The sequence below is a fragment of the Actinomadura sp. B10D3 genome (genome assembly GCF_039871695.1).
GTDB lineage: Bacteria > Actinomycetota > Actinomycetes > Streptosporangiales > Streptosporangiaceae > Spirillospora > Spirillospora madurae.
The window spans coordinates 155,717-171,165 of sequence record NZ_JBDPLY010000004.1 but is presented as its reverse complement, the minus strand read 5'-3'; the positions used below and the strand labels follow the sequence as shown (position 1 = coordinate 171,165).

The 15,449-nt window shown below is 76.0% G+C and carries 10 protein-coding genes; 9 read left to right on the top strand and 1 reads right to left on the bottom strand.

Features of this window, described 5'->3' with window-relative positions:
• Positions 1–29: 29 nt before the first annotated feature.
• Positions 30–3,743 carry a helix-turn-helix domain-containing protein gene (locus ABGB11_RS09260; protein WP_347630870.1) on the bottom strand — a complete coding sequence of 1,238 codons (3,714 nt, stop codon included), beginning with the start codon at positions 3,741–3,743 and terminating at the stop codon, positions 30–32.
• A 260-nt stretch (positions 3,744–4,003) separates the two neighbouring features.
• Between ABGB11_RS09260 and ABGB11_RS09255 the strand changes: the two genes are divergently transcribed.
• The 9 genes from ABGB11_RS09255 (at position 4,004) to ABGB11_RS09215 (ending at position 15,258) form a co-directional block, all read left to right on the top strand.
• Positions 4,004–8,545, top strand: coding sequence for a tetratricopeptide repeat protein (locus ABGB11_RS09255; protein WP_347630868.1), 4,542 nt, complete (start codon positions 4,004–4,006; stop codon positions 8,543–8,545).
• 8 nt (positions 8,546–8,553) lie between these two features.
• Positions 8,554–9,531 (top strand): sigma-70 family RNA polymerase sigma factor, encoded by a 978-nt coding sequence (locus tag ABGB11_RS09250; protein ID WP_347630866.1) that lies wholly within the window; start codon positions 8,554–8,556, stop codon positions 9,529–9,531.
• 121 nt (positions 9,532–9,652) lie between these two features.
• Positions 9,653–10,318 (top strand): protocatechuate 3,4-dioxygenase subunit beta, encoded by a 666-nt coding sequence (pcaH, locus tag ABGB11_RS09245; protein ID WP_347630864.1) that lies wholly within the window; start codon positions 9,653–9,655, stop codon positions 10,316–10,318.
• A complete protein-coding gene (gene pcaG / locus ABGB11_RS09240) occupies positions 10,319–10,870 on the top strand; it encodes a protocatechuate 3,4-dioxygenase subunit alpha (RefSeq protein ID WP_347630862.1) in 552 nt (183 codons plus the stop codon).
• Positions 10,860–12,041 carry a 3-carboxy-cis,cis-muconate cycloisomerase gene (gene pcaB, locus ABGB11_RS09235; protein ID WP_347630860.1) on the top strand — a complete coding sequence of 394 codons (1,182 nt, stop codon included), beginning with the start codon at positions 10,860–10,862 and terminating at the stop codon, positions 12,039–12,041. The genes pcaG and pcaB overlap by 11 nt, the downstream gene beginning before the upstream one ends.
• A complete protein-coding gene (gene pcaD / locus ABGB11_RS09230) occupies positions 12,038–12,814 on the top strand; it encodes a 3-oxoadipate enol-lactonase (RefSeq protein ID WP_347630858.1) in 777 nt (258 codons plus the stop codon). Before pcaB ends, pcaD begins: the two co-directional genes overlap by 4 nt.
• Positions 12,811–13,200 (top strand): 4-carboxymuconolactone decarboxylase, encoded by a 390-nt coding sequence (pcaC, locus tag ABGB11_RS09225; protein ID WP_347630856.1) that lies wholly within the window; start codon positions 12,811–12,813, stop codon positions 13,198–13,200. The genes pcaD and pcaC overlap by 4 nt, the downstream gene beginning before the upstream one ends.
• A 28-nt stretch (positions 13,201–13,228) precedes the next feature.
• Positions 13,229–14,041, top strand: coding sequence for an IclR family transcriptional regulator (locus tag ABGB11_RS09220; protein WP_347630854.1), 813 nt, complete (start codon positions 13,229–13,231; stop codon positions 14,039–14,041).
• A gap of 59 nt (positions 14,042–14,100) precedes the next feature.
• A complete protein-coding gene (locus ABGB11_RS09215) occupies positions 14,101–15,258 on the top strand; it encodes a 4-hydroxybenzoate 3-monooxygenase (protein ID WP_347630852.1) in 1,158 nt (385 codons plus the stop codon).
• The last annotated feature ends 191 nt before the right edge of the window (positions 15,259–15,449 follow it).

Sequence of the window (15,449 nt, the reverse complement as noted above, 5' to 3'; positions counted from 1 at the left end):
AGTGCCGATCTTCTAGCAGGGCCGATCTTCTAGCAGGGCGGGTCGTAGGGCTTGGACGGCAGGTGGCGACGCCACTCCGCCTCGGTGATGGGCGTGCCCGCGACGGCGCAGATCTGCGCCGCGACCCGTTCCGGGTCCATGTCCCACAGCCTGACCTCCCGGCCCACCCCGGTCGTCACCAGCGTGGGCCGGCGGGAGTCGGCCACGTCGAAGTACAGCCCCTCGGCCGAGCCGGTGAGCGTCGCCAGCGCCGACGGCCGGGACGGCTCCGAGGCGTCCCACAGCCAGACGGTCCCGTCCCCGGCCGCCGCGGCGAGCACGCCGTCCGGGCCGTAGGCCAGCGAGTAGACGTAGTTCGTCGGGCCGCGCAGCCGCCGCGGCAGCGGGCGCGGGCGGGAGCGGTCGGCGAGGTCCCACAGGATCACGGTGTTGTCGGCGCCCGCGGTGGCCAGCGTGCGGCCGTCCAGGCTGAACACCACGGTGAACACGTAGTTCTCGTGCTCGGTCAGGGGCCCTCCGAGCCGCGCCGGGTGCCGCGGGTCGGACACGTCCCACAACAGGACCTGGTTGTCGGCCGTGCCGTAGGCCAGGGTGCGGCCGTCCGGGCTGAACGCGGCCTGGTACGCGTAGTTGGTCGCGCCGGCCAGCACGGCGAGGCGCACCGGCCTGCGCGGGTCGCGGACGTCCCACAGCCGCACCTTCGTGTCGTTGCTCGCGACGGCGAGGAGGCGGCCGTCCGGGCTGAAGGTGAGCCCCTGGACGAGGCCGGCGGGGCCGGTGAGCCGCGCCGGGATCGGGGCGGGGCGGCCGGGAGAGCGCACGTCCCACAGCTGCGTCGGGCCGCCGGTGCCGCCGATGGCGAGGGTCCCGGCGTCGGGGCTCAGCGTCGCCGCCCCCGAGGCGCCGCCCTCCCCGGCCGCGTCCCGGATCACCGGGCCCAGCGGCGCGGGCCGGCGCGGGTCGGCGACCGACCAGAGCCGCGCGGTCCCGTCCTGGCTCGCGAGCGCGAGGACGCGGCCGTCGCGGCTGAGCCCCGCGGCGAAGATCCCGGCGCCGGGCCCCTGGACGACCGGGCCGGGCAGGTCCCAGATCCTGGCGGTGCCGTCGGCCGCGGCGGTGGCGAGCGCGCCGGACGGCAGGAACGCCACCGCCGTCACCGGGCCCGGGTGCGGCAGCGAGGTGCGCGGGCCCCGCCCGGCGAGGTCCCAGACCCAGGCCCGGCCGTCCGAGCTCGCGGCGGCCAGCGACCGGCCGTCCGGCGCGAACGCGACGCCGTTGACCCATCCCTTCGGGCCGGTCAGCGGTTCGCCGGACGGGACGGCCCGCGCACCGGACACCCGCCACAGCCGGACGCTCCCGTCGGCGTTGCCGGTCGCGAGCGTTTTCCCGTCAGGGCCGAACGCCACGGCGAACACGGTCTTGGCGCCCGCCTTCAGGGGCTCCCCGGCGGGCCCGCGGCGGACCATGTCCACCAGCCGGACCGTTCCGTCCTCGAACCCGGCGGCGAGCATCGTCCCGTCGGGGCTGAACGCCACGGGGTGGGCGGGGGCGCCGCCTTCCAGGAGGATCCGGCCTCCGGCCTCCGGACGGGCCGGGTCCCAGGACCGGACCGTCCCGTCGGCGCTCGCGGCGGCGAGCGTCCTCCCGTCGGGGCTGAACGCCACCGCGTACACGGTGGAGCGCGGTCCGGTGAGCGCCCGGGAGGCCCCGCCGATCCGCCGCAGCATGACCGTCCCCCCGCCGCCGCCGTCCGCGACGGTCCGGCCGTCGGGGCTGATCGCGACGCCGTACACGGTGTCGCGGTGCCCGCCCAGCGGCTCGCCGACCGGCACGGGACGTCCGCGCTCGGCGATGTTCCACAGCCGCACGGCGCGGTCCGCGCCGCCGGTCGCGAGCGTGCGGCCGTCCGCGCTGACGGCCACCGACTGCAGGACGCCGCGCGGCCCGGCGATCCGGGTCACCGCCGGGCCCGCGTAGGACTCCAGCAGGGCGGAGCGGGCCTCCGGGGTGGGCGAGACCCGGTACGCGGCCAGGGCGGTCTGGGCCGCGAGCGCGACGTCCTTGCCGCGCAGCTTGCCGGACTCGACCGCCACCTGCCGCGACACCGCCTCGTCGCGCTGCTCGTCGGCGGCGCGCCGCTGGATCACCGTGACCGCCGCCAGCCCGAGCGCCAGCAGCGACACCGCCGACAGGACGGCGATCAGCCGCCGCCCGCGCCGCACCAGCCGGCGCAGCGCCCTCGCCTCCGCCTCCCGCCGGTGCACCGACTCCCGCAGGAACCGGATCTCCAGCTCGTTCAGGCCGGCCCCGCGCCGCGGGTCGGCGGCCAGCTCCTCGCTCTCGGCGAGCCACACCCCGCGCAGCAGCGTGCCCGGGTCGCGGCCGGACTCCTCCCACGCCTCGGCCGCCGCGGTGAGCCGGCGGTGCGCGCGCAGCCCGGCCCGGTCGGTCTCGACCCACGCGCGCAGCCGCGGCCAGGCGGCCAGCAGCGCCTCGTGGGCGATCTCGACTCCGTCGGCGCGCGCGGTGACGAGCCGCTGGTCGACGAAGCGGGCGAGGACGGCGCGCGTCCCCTCCCCGAACTCCCGCTCCGCCACCCGCCGCCGCGTCACCCCGGTGTCGCCGGTGAGGTGCACCAGCCGCAGGAACAGCCGCCTGGCGACCTGCCGCTCGTCCTCGCCGAGGCTCCGGTAGGCCTCCTCCGCGGTGGCGGCGACGGCCCCGTGGATCCCGCCGCTGTCCCGGTAGTCGGCGATCGTGAGCATCCCGTGCCGCCGCCGCTCCCACGTCGACAGCAGGGCGTGCGACAGCAGCGGCAGCGTCCCCGCGTCGTGCGCGGCGCCAGGTGCGGCTCCCGGCGCCGGGCTCACCTCGCGCAGCAGCAGGTCGACCAGGCCCGGCTCCAGCTCCAGCCCGGCCCGCTGCGCCGGCATGACGATCGCCCGGCGCAGCTCGTCCTCGTTCATGGGGGTCACGAGCACCTGGCCGGTCTGGAGCACCTCGGCAAGCCCCGGATGGCGCAGCGCCCGCCCGTAGAAGTCGGCCCGGAGCGCGAGGACGACCGCGGCGGGGAGCCCCAGCAGCCCGGTGATCAGGTCCTCCTCGCCGGCGGGGGCGCGATCGGCGAGGATCTCCTCGAACTGGTCGACGGCCAGCACCGCGGAGGGCCGTGCGCGCAGCGCCGCCAGCGCCGCGGCGTCGATCTCGCCCGCGGTGCGCAGGACGGCGTCGGCCTCGTCCCGCAGAGCCGGGATCAACCCCGCCCTGATGAGGGACGACTTCCCGGCGCCGGACGGCCCGACGACCACGAGGGCGCCCTTGCCGTCGAGGTCACGGACGCGCTCCACCAGGGCGGCCGTCAGGGTCTCGCGGCCGAAGTACCAGGCGGCGTCCTCGGACTCGAAGCGGGCGAGGCCGCGGTACGGGACGACCGCGGGCCGGCGTCCCGGCGTCCGCCGGACCCTGCGCAGCGCGTCCAGCCAGGACTCGGCCTCGGCGCCGGTCACCCCGCAGGCGCGCAGCAGCGCCGGGAGCCGGTCGGGCCGCGGCGGCGGAAGGTGGCGGCCGGCGAAGTAGTCGCCGGCGCTCGCGTCGGGGATCCCGGACGCCCGCGCGACCTGCCGGACGGTCAGGCCCGCGGCCTCCCGGAGCAGGGTGAGCTGCGCCGCGAAGTCCTGCCGGGTCACGATCCGCCGGGGGTCGGGTCCGCCCGTCCCGTCTTCCGCCGGGTTGCGCGCCGCCATGTGCACCCCCGTGGTCAGCCGGTGCCGTCCGCCGCACCGATTGACACACGGAGTCAGGCGCCCTGTCTGGGGCGGATGACACATATCGTCCGCTCCCGGCCACGACTCTCCGTGCCCGGGCGGCGGCGTTCGCGTGACGGCCGCTGTACGGGGTTGTACGGGCATTCGGGGCGGCGTTGCCATCGCCGCAGGCAGGGCGGTCTGCTGAGGAGGACCCCGCTCATGACAGGTGAGGCCGCACCCGGCCATGAGGAGGCGACGTGATCGACGCCACGGACCCCGACGACGGCGCGGAGACCGCGCCGGACAGCCCGCACGCACCGGCGCCCCGCCCGACCGCCTGCTTCCACGACCAGGTCCACGCCGACGACCTCGTCGCGGGCGACAAGATCGTGCACTATCCGGCGCCGCGGTTCGCGCCGCCGATCCGCCAGCTTCCCGCGGCGCCCCGCGACTTCGTCGGGCGGGAGGAGGAGCTCGCCGCGCTGGACGCCGCCTTCGCCTCGGCCCGGGAGCGCGGCTCGGCGACCGTGGCGCACATCCACGGGATGGCGGGCGCCGGGAAGACCGCGCTCGCCCTGCACTGGGCCCACCAGCACGCGGGCCGCTTCGACGACCAGTTCTTCCTGGGCATGGACGGGCCGGCAGCGCGGACGCCCGGACGGGCGCTGCGGCGGTTCCTGGAGGACCTCGGCGTCGCGGCCCGCGACATCCCGTCCGACGAGGCCCGGTGCGCCGCGCTCTTCCGCTCCCTGGTCGCCGACCGCCGCGTCCTCGTCGTCCTCGACGACGCGGCGGACGCCGACCAGGTCGTGCCGCTGGTCCCGGGCGGCGCCGGGTCACTCGTCGTGGTCACCGGGCGGACGCGGCTGGAGGCGCTGAGCGCCCGCTTCGGCGCCGTCTCGATCCCGGTCGGACCGCTGTCCATCGCCGACTCGTGGCGGCTCCTCGCCCGGCTGCTCGGCGGCGAGCGCGGCAGGCGGGAACCGCGGGCGATGGCCGACCTCGCGGAGTCCTGCGCCCGGCTGCCGCTGGCGATCAGGATCGCCGCGGTCGGGCTGGAGGCGGGCCCCTTCGACTCCGTCGCCTCCCTCGTCGGGGAGCTGACGTGCGGGGGCAGGCTGGACGCCCTGGCGCTCGACGGCGATCCCGAGCTCGCCCTGCGCTCCGCGTTCGACCTGTCCTACGACAACTTAACGGACCGCGAGCAGGACGCGTTCAGGCTGCTCGGCCTCATGCGCGGCCTCGACTTCGGCGACGAGAGCTTCGCGGCGCTCCTGGCCGTGACCGTCCGGGAGGCCCGGGGGGTCCTGCGGGGCCTCATCCGCAAGCACCTCGTCGAGCCCGGGACGGCCGGCCGGTTCCGCCTGCACGAACTGCTGGCGGAGTACGCCGCGGAGCGGCTCGCCCGCGAGGACGGGCCGGGGGCCGAGGCGGCCGCCGGGCGGCTCAAGCGCTGGTACCTGACCCGGCTGCGCGAGGCGGCCGCGGCGATCGCGCCCACGGCGGGCGGGCCGGCGTCCGGGGCGGCGGGGGGAGCCCCGCGCCCGGCCGAGCCGGCGCTCGCCTGGTTCGAGCGGGAGCGGGTGGCCGTCATCGCCGTCGCCCGGCGGGCGGCCGAGGGCGCCGGGGCGCACCTGGCCTGGCAGTTCGCCGACGCGCTGTTCCAGCTGCTCCGGCGCGACAAGCACGCCGCCGACAACCTGGCGATCCACCGGCTCGGGCTGGCCGCGGCGCGCGCCGCCCGGGACCGGCACCCCGAGGCGCTGATGCTCGACCAGCTCGCCGTCGTCCACTGCGACGCGGGGGACCACGCGGAGGCCGCGAAGGAGGCGAAGGAGGCCTACGAGATCTTCACCGAGCTCGGCGACCACCGCCGGGCCGGCTGGGCCCTCAACACCCGCTCGCGCGTCGAGCGCCAGTGCTCCCGCTACCAGGAGGCGCTGGAGTACGGCGAGCGGGCGCTCGCCGTCCTGACCCGGGAGGGCGACCGGCACGGCATCGCCCAGGCCCTGGAGCAGATCGCGCAGGTGCACTGGCGGCTCGCCCACTACCGGACGGCGCTGCGCCACGCCCGCGAGTCGCTGCGCGTCCACCGGGAGCTGGGCGGCGTCGCGGGGGAGGCCGACGCGCTGGACATGATCGCCCGCATCCTGCGCCGGCTCGGCCTGACGGGCCACGCCCTCCGCTACGCCGAGCGGGCGCTGGCCGCCCGCCGCCGCCTCGGCGACCGCCGCGGGCAGGGCGCGGTCCTCGACGGCATGTGCCGCGCCCTGCGGCGCGGCGGACGGCTGAAGGAGGCGCTGGAGTGCGCGCGGGAGTCGGTCGCCGTCCGGGAGGACATCGGCGACCTCACCGGGCTCGCGGCCAGCCTGCTCGGGCGCGCCCAGGTCCTGGAGAACCTGGGGGACTGCCCGGCGGCCTTCGACGACGCCTCCCGCGCCCTGCGGATCTGCCGGGACGTCGGCGACCTGTACGGGGAGGCGGAGTCGCTCTGCACCATCGCGGTCTTCCACCACGACTCCGGGCAGTACCAGGCGGCGATGCGGCACGCCCGGCACGCCCTGGCCATCAGGAAGCGGATCGGGGACGAGCACGGCGTCGCCTCCGTGCTCAACCTCATCGCCCTCGTGGAGCGGCGGCTCGGCCGGCACGCCGACGCCCGCCGCGACGTCGAGGCCGCCCTCGCCCTCCAGCGGAGGATGAAGGCCGGCTCCGGCCTCGGCAGGACGCTGAACAACCTGGCCGAGATCGAGCGCAGCGCCGGCCGGTACGGCGAAGCCCTCGCCCACGCCCGCGCCGCGCTCGAACGGCACACCCGCAAGGGCGCCGGCCGCGCCGCCCGCATCGGCCAGGGGGAGAGCCTCGCCACCATCGCGCGGATCCAGTGCCGGATGGGCGAGCACCGGGCGGCCCGCCGCCATGCGGAGGAGGCGCTGCGCCTCCAGCAGGACACCGGCGACCGGCCCGGCCAGGGCGTGACGCTGGACGTCCTCGCCCGGCTCGCCATACGCACGGGCCGGTACCGCGAGGCCGCCCAGCACGCCAAGGAGTCGCTGCGCATCCGGCGCGAGATCGGCGACCGCCGCGGGGTGGCCGAGAGCATCGCCAAGATCGCGCTCGTCCGCTGGCACCAGAGCCGCTACGACGAGGCCCTCGCCCGCGCCGAGGAGGCCCTGGCGATCCAGCGCGAGATCGGCGACCTCGCCGGGGCCAGCCACGCCCTGTACGTCCTCGCCCGCATCCACGCCCGCACCGCGCGCTACGCGCGGGCCCGCGAGTGCGCCCAGGAGTCGCTGGAGATCTGCCACCGGACCGGTGATCGGCACGGGGAGACCGACGACCTGCTCACGCTGGCGCACATCGACCGCAGGCAGGCCCGGTACGCCCGCGCGCTGCGGACGGCCCTCGGCGTCCTGGACGCGAAGCGGGAGATGGACGACCGCGCCGGGGAGGCCGAGGCGCTCGCGCTCATCGGGCGGCTCCAGGAGCACCTCGGGCACCACGACGAGGCGCTCGCGCGCCTGGGCGAGGCCCTCGCGATCCAGCGGGAGGCCTGCGACCGCAACGGCGAGGCGGAGACCCTGGAGGCCATCGGGTTCGTCCACTACCGGCTGGCCGACTATCCGGCGGCCCGCCGCGTCATGAAGAGCGCCCTGCGGATCGAGCGGGCCATCGGCGCGCCGGCCGCCGAGGGCCGGACCCTCATCCTCCTCGCCAGGGTGTGCCGGCGGCAGGCCGCGCTCCGGGCCGCCGTCCGGCACGCCCGCCGGGCCATCGGGATCGAGCGCAGGATCGGCGACCTCGACGCCGAGAGCGCGGCACGCGACGTCCTCGCCGGGGTCTACTACGTCCTCGCGCGGTACCGGAAGGGCCTGCACCATGCCGGGCTCGCGCTGCGCATCCGCACCGAGACCGACGACCGGCCCGGCCAGGCGGAGAGCCTCGACACCCTGTCGCGCGGCCACCGCAAGCTGGGCCGCAACGACCGCGCGGTCGGCCTCGCCGAGCGGGCGCTGGCCCTGCACCGGGAGATCGGCGACCGGCGCGGCGAGGCCGACAGCCTGAACACCCTGGCCCACGCCAGGTGGCGGCTCGGCGAGGAGGACGCCGCCCTCGCCGCGGGCCGCGCGGCGCTGCGCCTCCACCGCGAGACCGCCGACCAGTACGGGGAGGGCGAGGACCTCGACCTGCTCGCCCGCATCCACCGCAACGCGGGGCGGTACTCCGAGGCGCTCGAACACGTGACCCGGGCCCTGGCGCTCCGCCGCGAGATCGGCGACCGGCGCGGCGAGGGCGACAGCCTCAACACGATGGCCCGGCTCAAGCGGCGGCTCGGCGACACCGGCGAGGCGCTCGGCTACGCGCGCAGGGCGCTGGCCATCCGGTACGAGATCGACGACCGGCGCGGCGCGGCCGACACCCTCGACAACATCGCCCGGGCGCACGTCGACGCCGGGGACCACGAGGAGGCGCGCCGCCACGCGCTGAGCGCCCTGGAGATCCAGGCCGGCATCGGCGACCGGTGGGGCCGCGGCCGGAGCCTGCTGCTCCTCGGCCGGATCCACCTGGCGCTCGGCCGGCCCGGGGAGGCGCGCGAGCATCTCGCGCAGGCGGAGATCGTCTGCCGCCGGACCGGGGACCGGACCTCGGCCGGCGAGGCGAGGAGCCTGCTGGAACCGCTGCTCGGCCGGGGTGACGGGCGTACCATCGAAGGCGACGCACGTGTTCTGTCGGTGGGGTCGCCTACGGTCGGGGGCGACGGGGCCCGCCGTCCGGGCGATACCGCCGAGCAGAGGTGACGACCACCATGGCGAACAGCACCATCGAGACAGACCGCGACTTCCAGAAGCTCGCCGACCCCTACCGGCGCGAGCTGCTGGCGCACTGCTACCGGATGCTCGGCTCGATCCACGACGCCGAAGACCTCGTGCAGGAGACCTACCTGCGGGCCTGGCGCTCCTACGGCGACTTCGAGGGCCGGTCCTCGCTGCGGACGTGGCTGTACCGGATCGCCACGAACGTCTGCCTGACCGCGATCGACCAGCGCGGCCGGCGGCCCATGCCGACCGGGCTCGGCGGTCCGAGCGACGAGCCGGAGCGGCCCGTCGTGGCCTCCGACGAGGTGCCCTGGCTGGAGCCGGCCCCCGACGGCGTCCTCGGCGCCGACGCCGCCGACCCCGCCACGATCGTCGCCGCCCGGGAGAGCACCCGGCTGGCGCTCATCGCCGCCATGCAGCACCTGCCCGCCAAGCAGCGGGTCGTGCTGATCCTGCGGGACGTGCTGAAGTGGAAGGCCGCCGAGGTCGCCGAGCTGCTCGACACCTCCACCGCCGCGGTCAACAGCGCGCTGCAGCGCGCGCGGGCGCAGCTCGAGGAGCACGCCCCCGTCCGGGACGAGCTGATCGAGCCCACCGACCCCGACCAGCGCGACCTGCTGGAGCGCTACGCCAAGGCGTTCGAGGACGCCGACATCACCGGGCTCATCGAGCTGTTCAAGAAGGACGTCGTCTGGGAGATGCCGCCGTTCCCCGAGTGGTTCGTCGGCGCCGACCACGTCGTCCGCCTCATCATCGCCCAGTGCCGCCCCGCCCCCGGCGACATCAGGATGGTCCCCGCCGCCGCGAACGGGCAGCCGGCGTTCGGGATGTACAAGCTCGACGAGAACGGCGTCCACAGCCCGTACCAGCTGCAGGTGCTGAGCATCACCGACGAGGGCGTCACGCACGTCTCGGTGTTCTTCGACACGAGCCTGTTCCCCGTGTTCGGGCTCCCCGAGCGGCTCTGATCACGCCCCCTTCCCTTCCGCTGACCGGAAACCCGGTGCCGGGGCGCGCGGTGCGGGCTGCCAGTGTGGTGGTCGGCGGCGGTCCCATGGGTACGTCCGCCGGACAGAAGGGAAAGAGCGCATGACGCATCCGCCGTACCTGTACCCGGGATACAAGAGCACTGTGCTCCGCGCGCCCTCGCAAGAGCTGATCATGCCGAAGCTCGGCCCGGACAGCGTCGAGCTGACCTCCCCCGTCTTCGGCCACCAGGAGCTCGGCCGTCGGGACGAGGACCTCACCGCCCAGCACAGCGGCGAGCCCCTCGGCGAGCGGATCATCGTGACCGGCCGGGTGCTGGACGGCGCCGGGCGCCCGGTGCGGGGCGCCCTCGTGGAGATCTGGCAGGCGAACGCCGCGGGCCGCTACGACCACCTCGGCGACGTCCACCCGGCGCCGCTCGACCCGAACTTCACCGGGGCCGGGCGCTGCCTCACCGACGACGACGGCCGCTACCGGTTCGTCACGATCAAGCCCGGCGCCTACCCGTGGGGCAACCACCGCAACGCCTGGCGGCCCGCGCACATCCACTTCTCGGTCTTCGGCACCGCGTTCACCCAGCGGCTCGTCACCCAGATGTACTTCCCCGGCGACCCGCTGTTCGCCTACGACCCGATCTTCCAGTCGATCCCGGACGAGAAGGCCCGGGAGATGCTCGTCTCCCGGTTCGACCTGGACACCACCGTCCCGGAATGGGCGCTTGGCTACCAGTGGGACATCGTCCTCGGCGACACCCCGATGGAGGCCTGAATGAGCACGCCTTCCCTCACCACGCCGTCCCAGACGGTCGGCCCCTTCTTCGGCTTCGCGCTCCCGTACGCGGCGGGGCCGGAGGTCGTCCCCCCGTGGCGGCCCGACGCGATCAGCATCCGCGGGCGGGTGCTGGACGGCGCGGGCGAGCCGGTGCCGGACGCGCTGCTGGAAATCTGGCAGGCCGACGGGGACGGCGAGATCCCGCGGCGGCCCGGCGGGATCGCGCGGGCCGGGCACGGGTTCTCCGGCTTCGGCCGGTGCGGCACCGACGCGGCCGGCGGCTACTGGTTCAGCACCGTCAAGCCCGGCGCGGTCGGCGACGGCGCCCCCTACATCGCCGTGCTGGTCTTCGCCCGGGGGCTGCTCAAGCCCGTCTTCACCCGCCTCTACTTCCCCGAGGACGAGGCCGCCCGCGCGGGCGACCCGCTGCTCGGCGCCGTCCCGGAGGACCGCCGCGGCACCCTGGTCGCCGAACGCGAGGACGAGCGGGAGTACCGGTTCGACGTGCGCCTGCAGGGAGAGGGGGAGACGGTCTTCCTTGGCTTCTGAGGAGCGCGGCCCCGCGCCGGACGCGGGTCTGCTGTCCCCCGTGCGGGCGGGCACGGAGGCGGAGGCCGCCACGAGCGACCTCGCCTTCCTGACCGCGATGCTGGACGCGGAGGCCGCGCTGGCGCGCGCGCAGGCCCGCATCGGGATCGTTCCCGGCGCCGCCGCCGAGGCGATCACCGGCGCGGCCGAGGCGAGCCGGTTCGACCTCGCCGGGATCGCCCGCCGGGCGCGCGCCTCCGGCAACCCCGTGGTGCCGCTGGTCGCCGACCTGCGCGTGCTCGCCGGAAGCGCCGGCGAGCACGTCCACAAGGGCGCCACCAGCCAGGACATCGTCGACACCGGCGCCATGCTCGTCGCGGCCCGCACGCGGCACGTCGTCCTCGCCCATCTCGACCGTGCCCTGGACGCGCTGGCCGGGCTCGCGGCGCGGTACCGCGACACCCCGATGGCGGCGCGCACCCTCGGCCGCCAGGCGCTGCCGACGACGTTCGGCGCCAAGGCCGCGGGCTGGCTCCTCGGCTGCCTGGAGGCCCGCGAGCGGCTGGCCGCGGCCGTGCTGCCCGTCCAGCTCGGCGGCCCCGCCGGGACGCTCGACGCGTTCGGCGACCGGGCGCTCGACCTCGTCGCGGCCTACGCGGAGGAGACCGGGCTGGCGCGCCCCGTCCTGCCGTGGCACACCCGCCGCACCCCGGTCGCCGGGCTCGCCTCGGCGCTCGCGCTGGTCGCCGGCGCGCTCGGCAAGATCGCCACCGATGTGTGGCTGCTGGCGCAGAGCGAGGTCGCCGAGGCCGCCGAGGCCGCGGGCGGCGGCCGGGGCGGCTCGTCGTCGATGCCGCACAAGCGCAACCCGGCGCGGTCCACGCTGATCCGCTCCGCGGCCCTGCAGGTCCCGGCGCAGGTGCAGGTGATCCTCGCCGCGCAGGCCGCCGCGCACGAGCGGCCCGCGGGGGAGTGGCACGCCGAGTGGCAGCCGCTGCGCGAGTGCCTGCGCCTCACCGGCGGCGCCGCGGAGACGGCCGCCGAGCTGCTCGACGGCCTGGAGGTGTCCCCCGAGCTGATGCTGGCCGACCTGGACGACCTGCTCGACGTGCTCGGCGGCGACCCCGGGCCGGGTGCCGCCGCCGTCCTCGTCGGCCAGGCCCTCGACGCCTACCGCAGGAGCCGCACATGACCGCCGCGCCGCCCCGGTACCGCCTGGACGGCCCGCCGGACGCGCCCGTCGTCGTCCTCGGCCCGTCCCTCGGCACGTCCATGGACCTGTGGCTGCCGCAGCTGCCCGTGCTGACCCGCGAGTGGCGCGTGCTGCGCTACGACCTGCCCGGCCACGGCGGCGCGCCGCCGCCGGACGGGCCGGTCACCGTCGAGGGCCTCGCCGGCGGGATCGCCGCGCTCCTGGACGAGCTCGGCGTGGACCGGGCCGCCTATGCCGGGGTGTCCCTCGGCGGCGCGGTCGGGACGGCCCTCGCGCTGCGCGCCCCGGAGCGCGTCGCCGGGCTGGTCCTGTGCTGCACCTCCCCGCGCTTCGGCGATCCGGGGCCGTGGCGGGAACGGGCCGCGCTCGTCCGCCGGGAAGGGGTCGGCCCGGTCGCCGACACGGCGGCCGGACGCTGGTTCACGCCGTCCTTCACCGGGGCGGAGCCGTACGTCGAGATGCTGCGCGCCACCGCCCCGGAGGGCTACGCCGCCTGCTGCGACGCGCTGGCCCTGTTCGACGCGACCGCGCGGCTCGGCGAGATCTCCGCGCCGACCCTGGTGATCGCCGGGGCGCGGGACGTCCCCACGCCGCCGGAGGGCCACGCCGCGCGGCTCGCCGCCGGGATCCCGGGCGCCCGGCTGACCGTGATCGAGGGCGCCGGGCACCTGGCGAACGCGGAGCGGCCGGCGGAGGTCACCGCGGCGATCACCGAGCATCTGGACCGCGTCCGGAGGGGAGCAGGCCGATGAGCGAGGGCATGACCGACGGGAAGCGCCGTGCGCAGGGCATGAGGACGCGGCGGGAGGTCCTCGGCGACGCGCACGTCGACCGTGCCGAGGCCCGCAAGGACGGCTTCACCGCCGACTTCCAGGACATGATCACCCGGTACGCGTGGGGCGAGATCTGGACCCGCCCGGGCCTGGACCGCAAGACCCGCAGCTGCATCACCCTGACCGCGATGGTCGCCGGAGGCCACCTGGAGGAACTGGCCATGCACGTGCGCGCCGCCCTGCGCAACGACCTCACCCCCGACGAGATCAAGGAGGTGCTCCTGCAGACGGCGATCTATTGTGGAGTACCCGCCGCGAACTCGGCCTTCGCCGTCGCCCAGCGGGTACTCACCGAGCAGGAGTGACGGGCGGGAGCCCGGGCGGAGGGGCCAGGTGACGGGTCACAGGGCGGAGCGGGCGCGGCCGGTCAGCGTGGCCGGCAAGGTGATGGCGATCCTGAACGCCTTCGCGCAGGGCGGCGTCCGCCTCAACCTGAGCGAGATCTGCCGGCGGGCGGGGCTGCCGCTCGCGACCGGGCACCGGCTCGTCGGCGAGCTGGCCGCGGGCGGGTTCCTGGAGCGGGTCCCGGACGGGACGTACCGCATCGGCACCCGGCTGTGGCGCATCGGCAGCCAGGCCCCCGCCGTCACCGGGCTGCGCGAGCTGGCCCTCCCGCACATGGAGGACCTGTACGAGGCCACGCACGACAACGTCCAGCTCGGCGTGCTCCGCGAGGACCGCGTGCTCATCGTCGAGCGGCTGCGCGGCACGCGGTCGGTACCGGTCGTCACGCAGGTCGGCGCCATGCTGCCGCTGCACACCACCGGCGTGGGCAAGGTTCTGCTGGCGTACGCGCCGCCCGAGGTGCAGGAGAAGGTGCTGGGCGGGGAGCTGCCCCGGTACGCGGTGCGCACCATCACCGACCCCGCCGAGCTGCGGCGCTGCATCGAGCGGGTCCGCCGCGCCGGGTACTCCCTCACCCGTGACGAGATGACGCTCGGTGCGTCGTCCGTCGGTGCCCCGGTGCGGGACGGTGCCGGCGAGGTGGTGGCGGCGATGTCGCTGGTGGCGGGCTCCCGCGGCGCCGACCTGCGGCGGCTGCTGCCGCCGCTCACCACGGCGGCGCGGGCGCTGTCGCGGGACGTGGCGGCGCACTGGCACGGGCATCCGGACATGTTTTCCGCCGAGCGGAAGACCGGCGCCTGAAGCGGCCGCGACGGGCGCGAGCATCGGCGGGTGAGCGGCGCCGACCACGAGGAGGATCGATGCGTACCCAGGTGGCGATCATCGGAGCGGGCCCCGCGGGGCTGCTGCTCTCCCATCTGCTGCGTCTCCAGGGGATCGACTCGGTGGTGCTGGAGAGCAGGGACCGCGCCTACGTGGAGCACCGGCAGCGTGCCGGGATGCTGGAGCAGGGCACGACCGACGTCCTGCGGGAGAGCGGGGTGGGGGAGCGGCTCGACCGCGAGGGCCTCGTCCACCACGGGCTCGAGCTGCGGTTCGGCGGCGCGGGGCACCGGATCCCGCTGACCGACCTGACCGGCCGGACGGTCACCGTGTACGCGCAGACGGAGATCGTCAAGGACCTGGTCGCCCGGCGGCTGGCGGACGGCGGCGACGTGCGGTTCGAGGCGGAGGCGGTGCACCTGGACGCGTCCGCGCCCAGCGTGACGTTCCGCAGCGGCGGCGCGACGCACACCCTCGACTGCGACTACATCGCCGGCTGCGACGGCTTCCACGGCGTGAGCCGCCCGGCGGTGCCGGAGCTGCGGACGTTCACCCGCGACTACCCGTTCGCCTGGCTCGGCATCCTCGCCGACGTCGCCCCGTCCACCGACGAGCTGATCTACGCCCACCACGACCGAGGGTTCGCTCTGCACAGCCTCCGCTCGCCGCACGTGAGCCGCCTGTACCTCCAGGTGGCGCCGGACGAGGACCTCGCCGCCTGGCCCGACGCCCGGATCTGGGACGAGCTGGCGGCGCGGTTCGCCACCGACGACGGCTGGAAGCTGCACGAGGGCCCGGTCACCGACAAGGCGGTCACGCCGATGCGCAGCTTCGTGGCCGAGCCGATGCGCCACGACCGGCTGTTCCTCGCCGGGGACGCCGCCCACATCGTGCCGCCGACGGGGGCCAAGGGCCTGAACCTCGCGGTGTCCGACGTGATCGTCCTGGCGCGGGCGCTCGCCGAGAGGTACGCGACGGGTTCGGAGACGCTGCTGGACGGCTACTCCGACGCGTGCCTGCGGCGGGTCTGGCGGGCCGAGCACTTCTCGTACTGGATGACCGCGCTGCTGCACACCGACCCGGCCGCGAGCGACTTCGAGCGGCGGCTCCAGCGCTCCCACCTGGACTACGTGGTGTCGTCGGAGGCGGCCAAGACCTCGCTGGCCGAGAACTACGTGGGCCTTCCGATCACCTAGGGAGGACATGCCCGCCCGGGCTTCGCGCGGCCTCCCGGTGAGATGCACGTCACGTAATTTGGCAGCTTCTGCATTTTTGCCGCCTAAGCAAATTTGGTCTATCGTTGGCGTGTCACGCGTCGTTTCCAACGTGGGCGTGGAAGGTGAGAGGCTTCGGCATCTCCTCGACGACGCCGATCCGCGAAGGACAC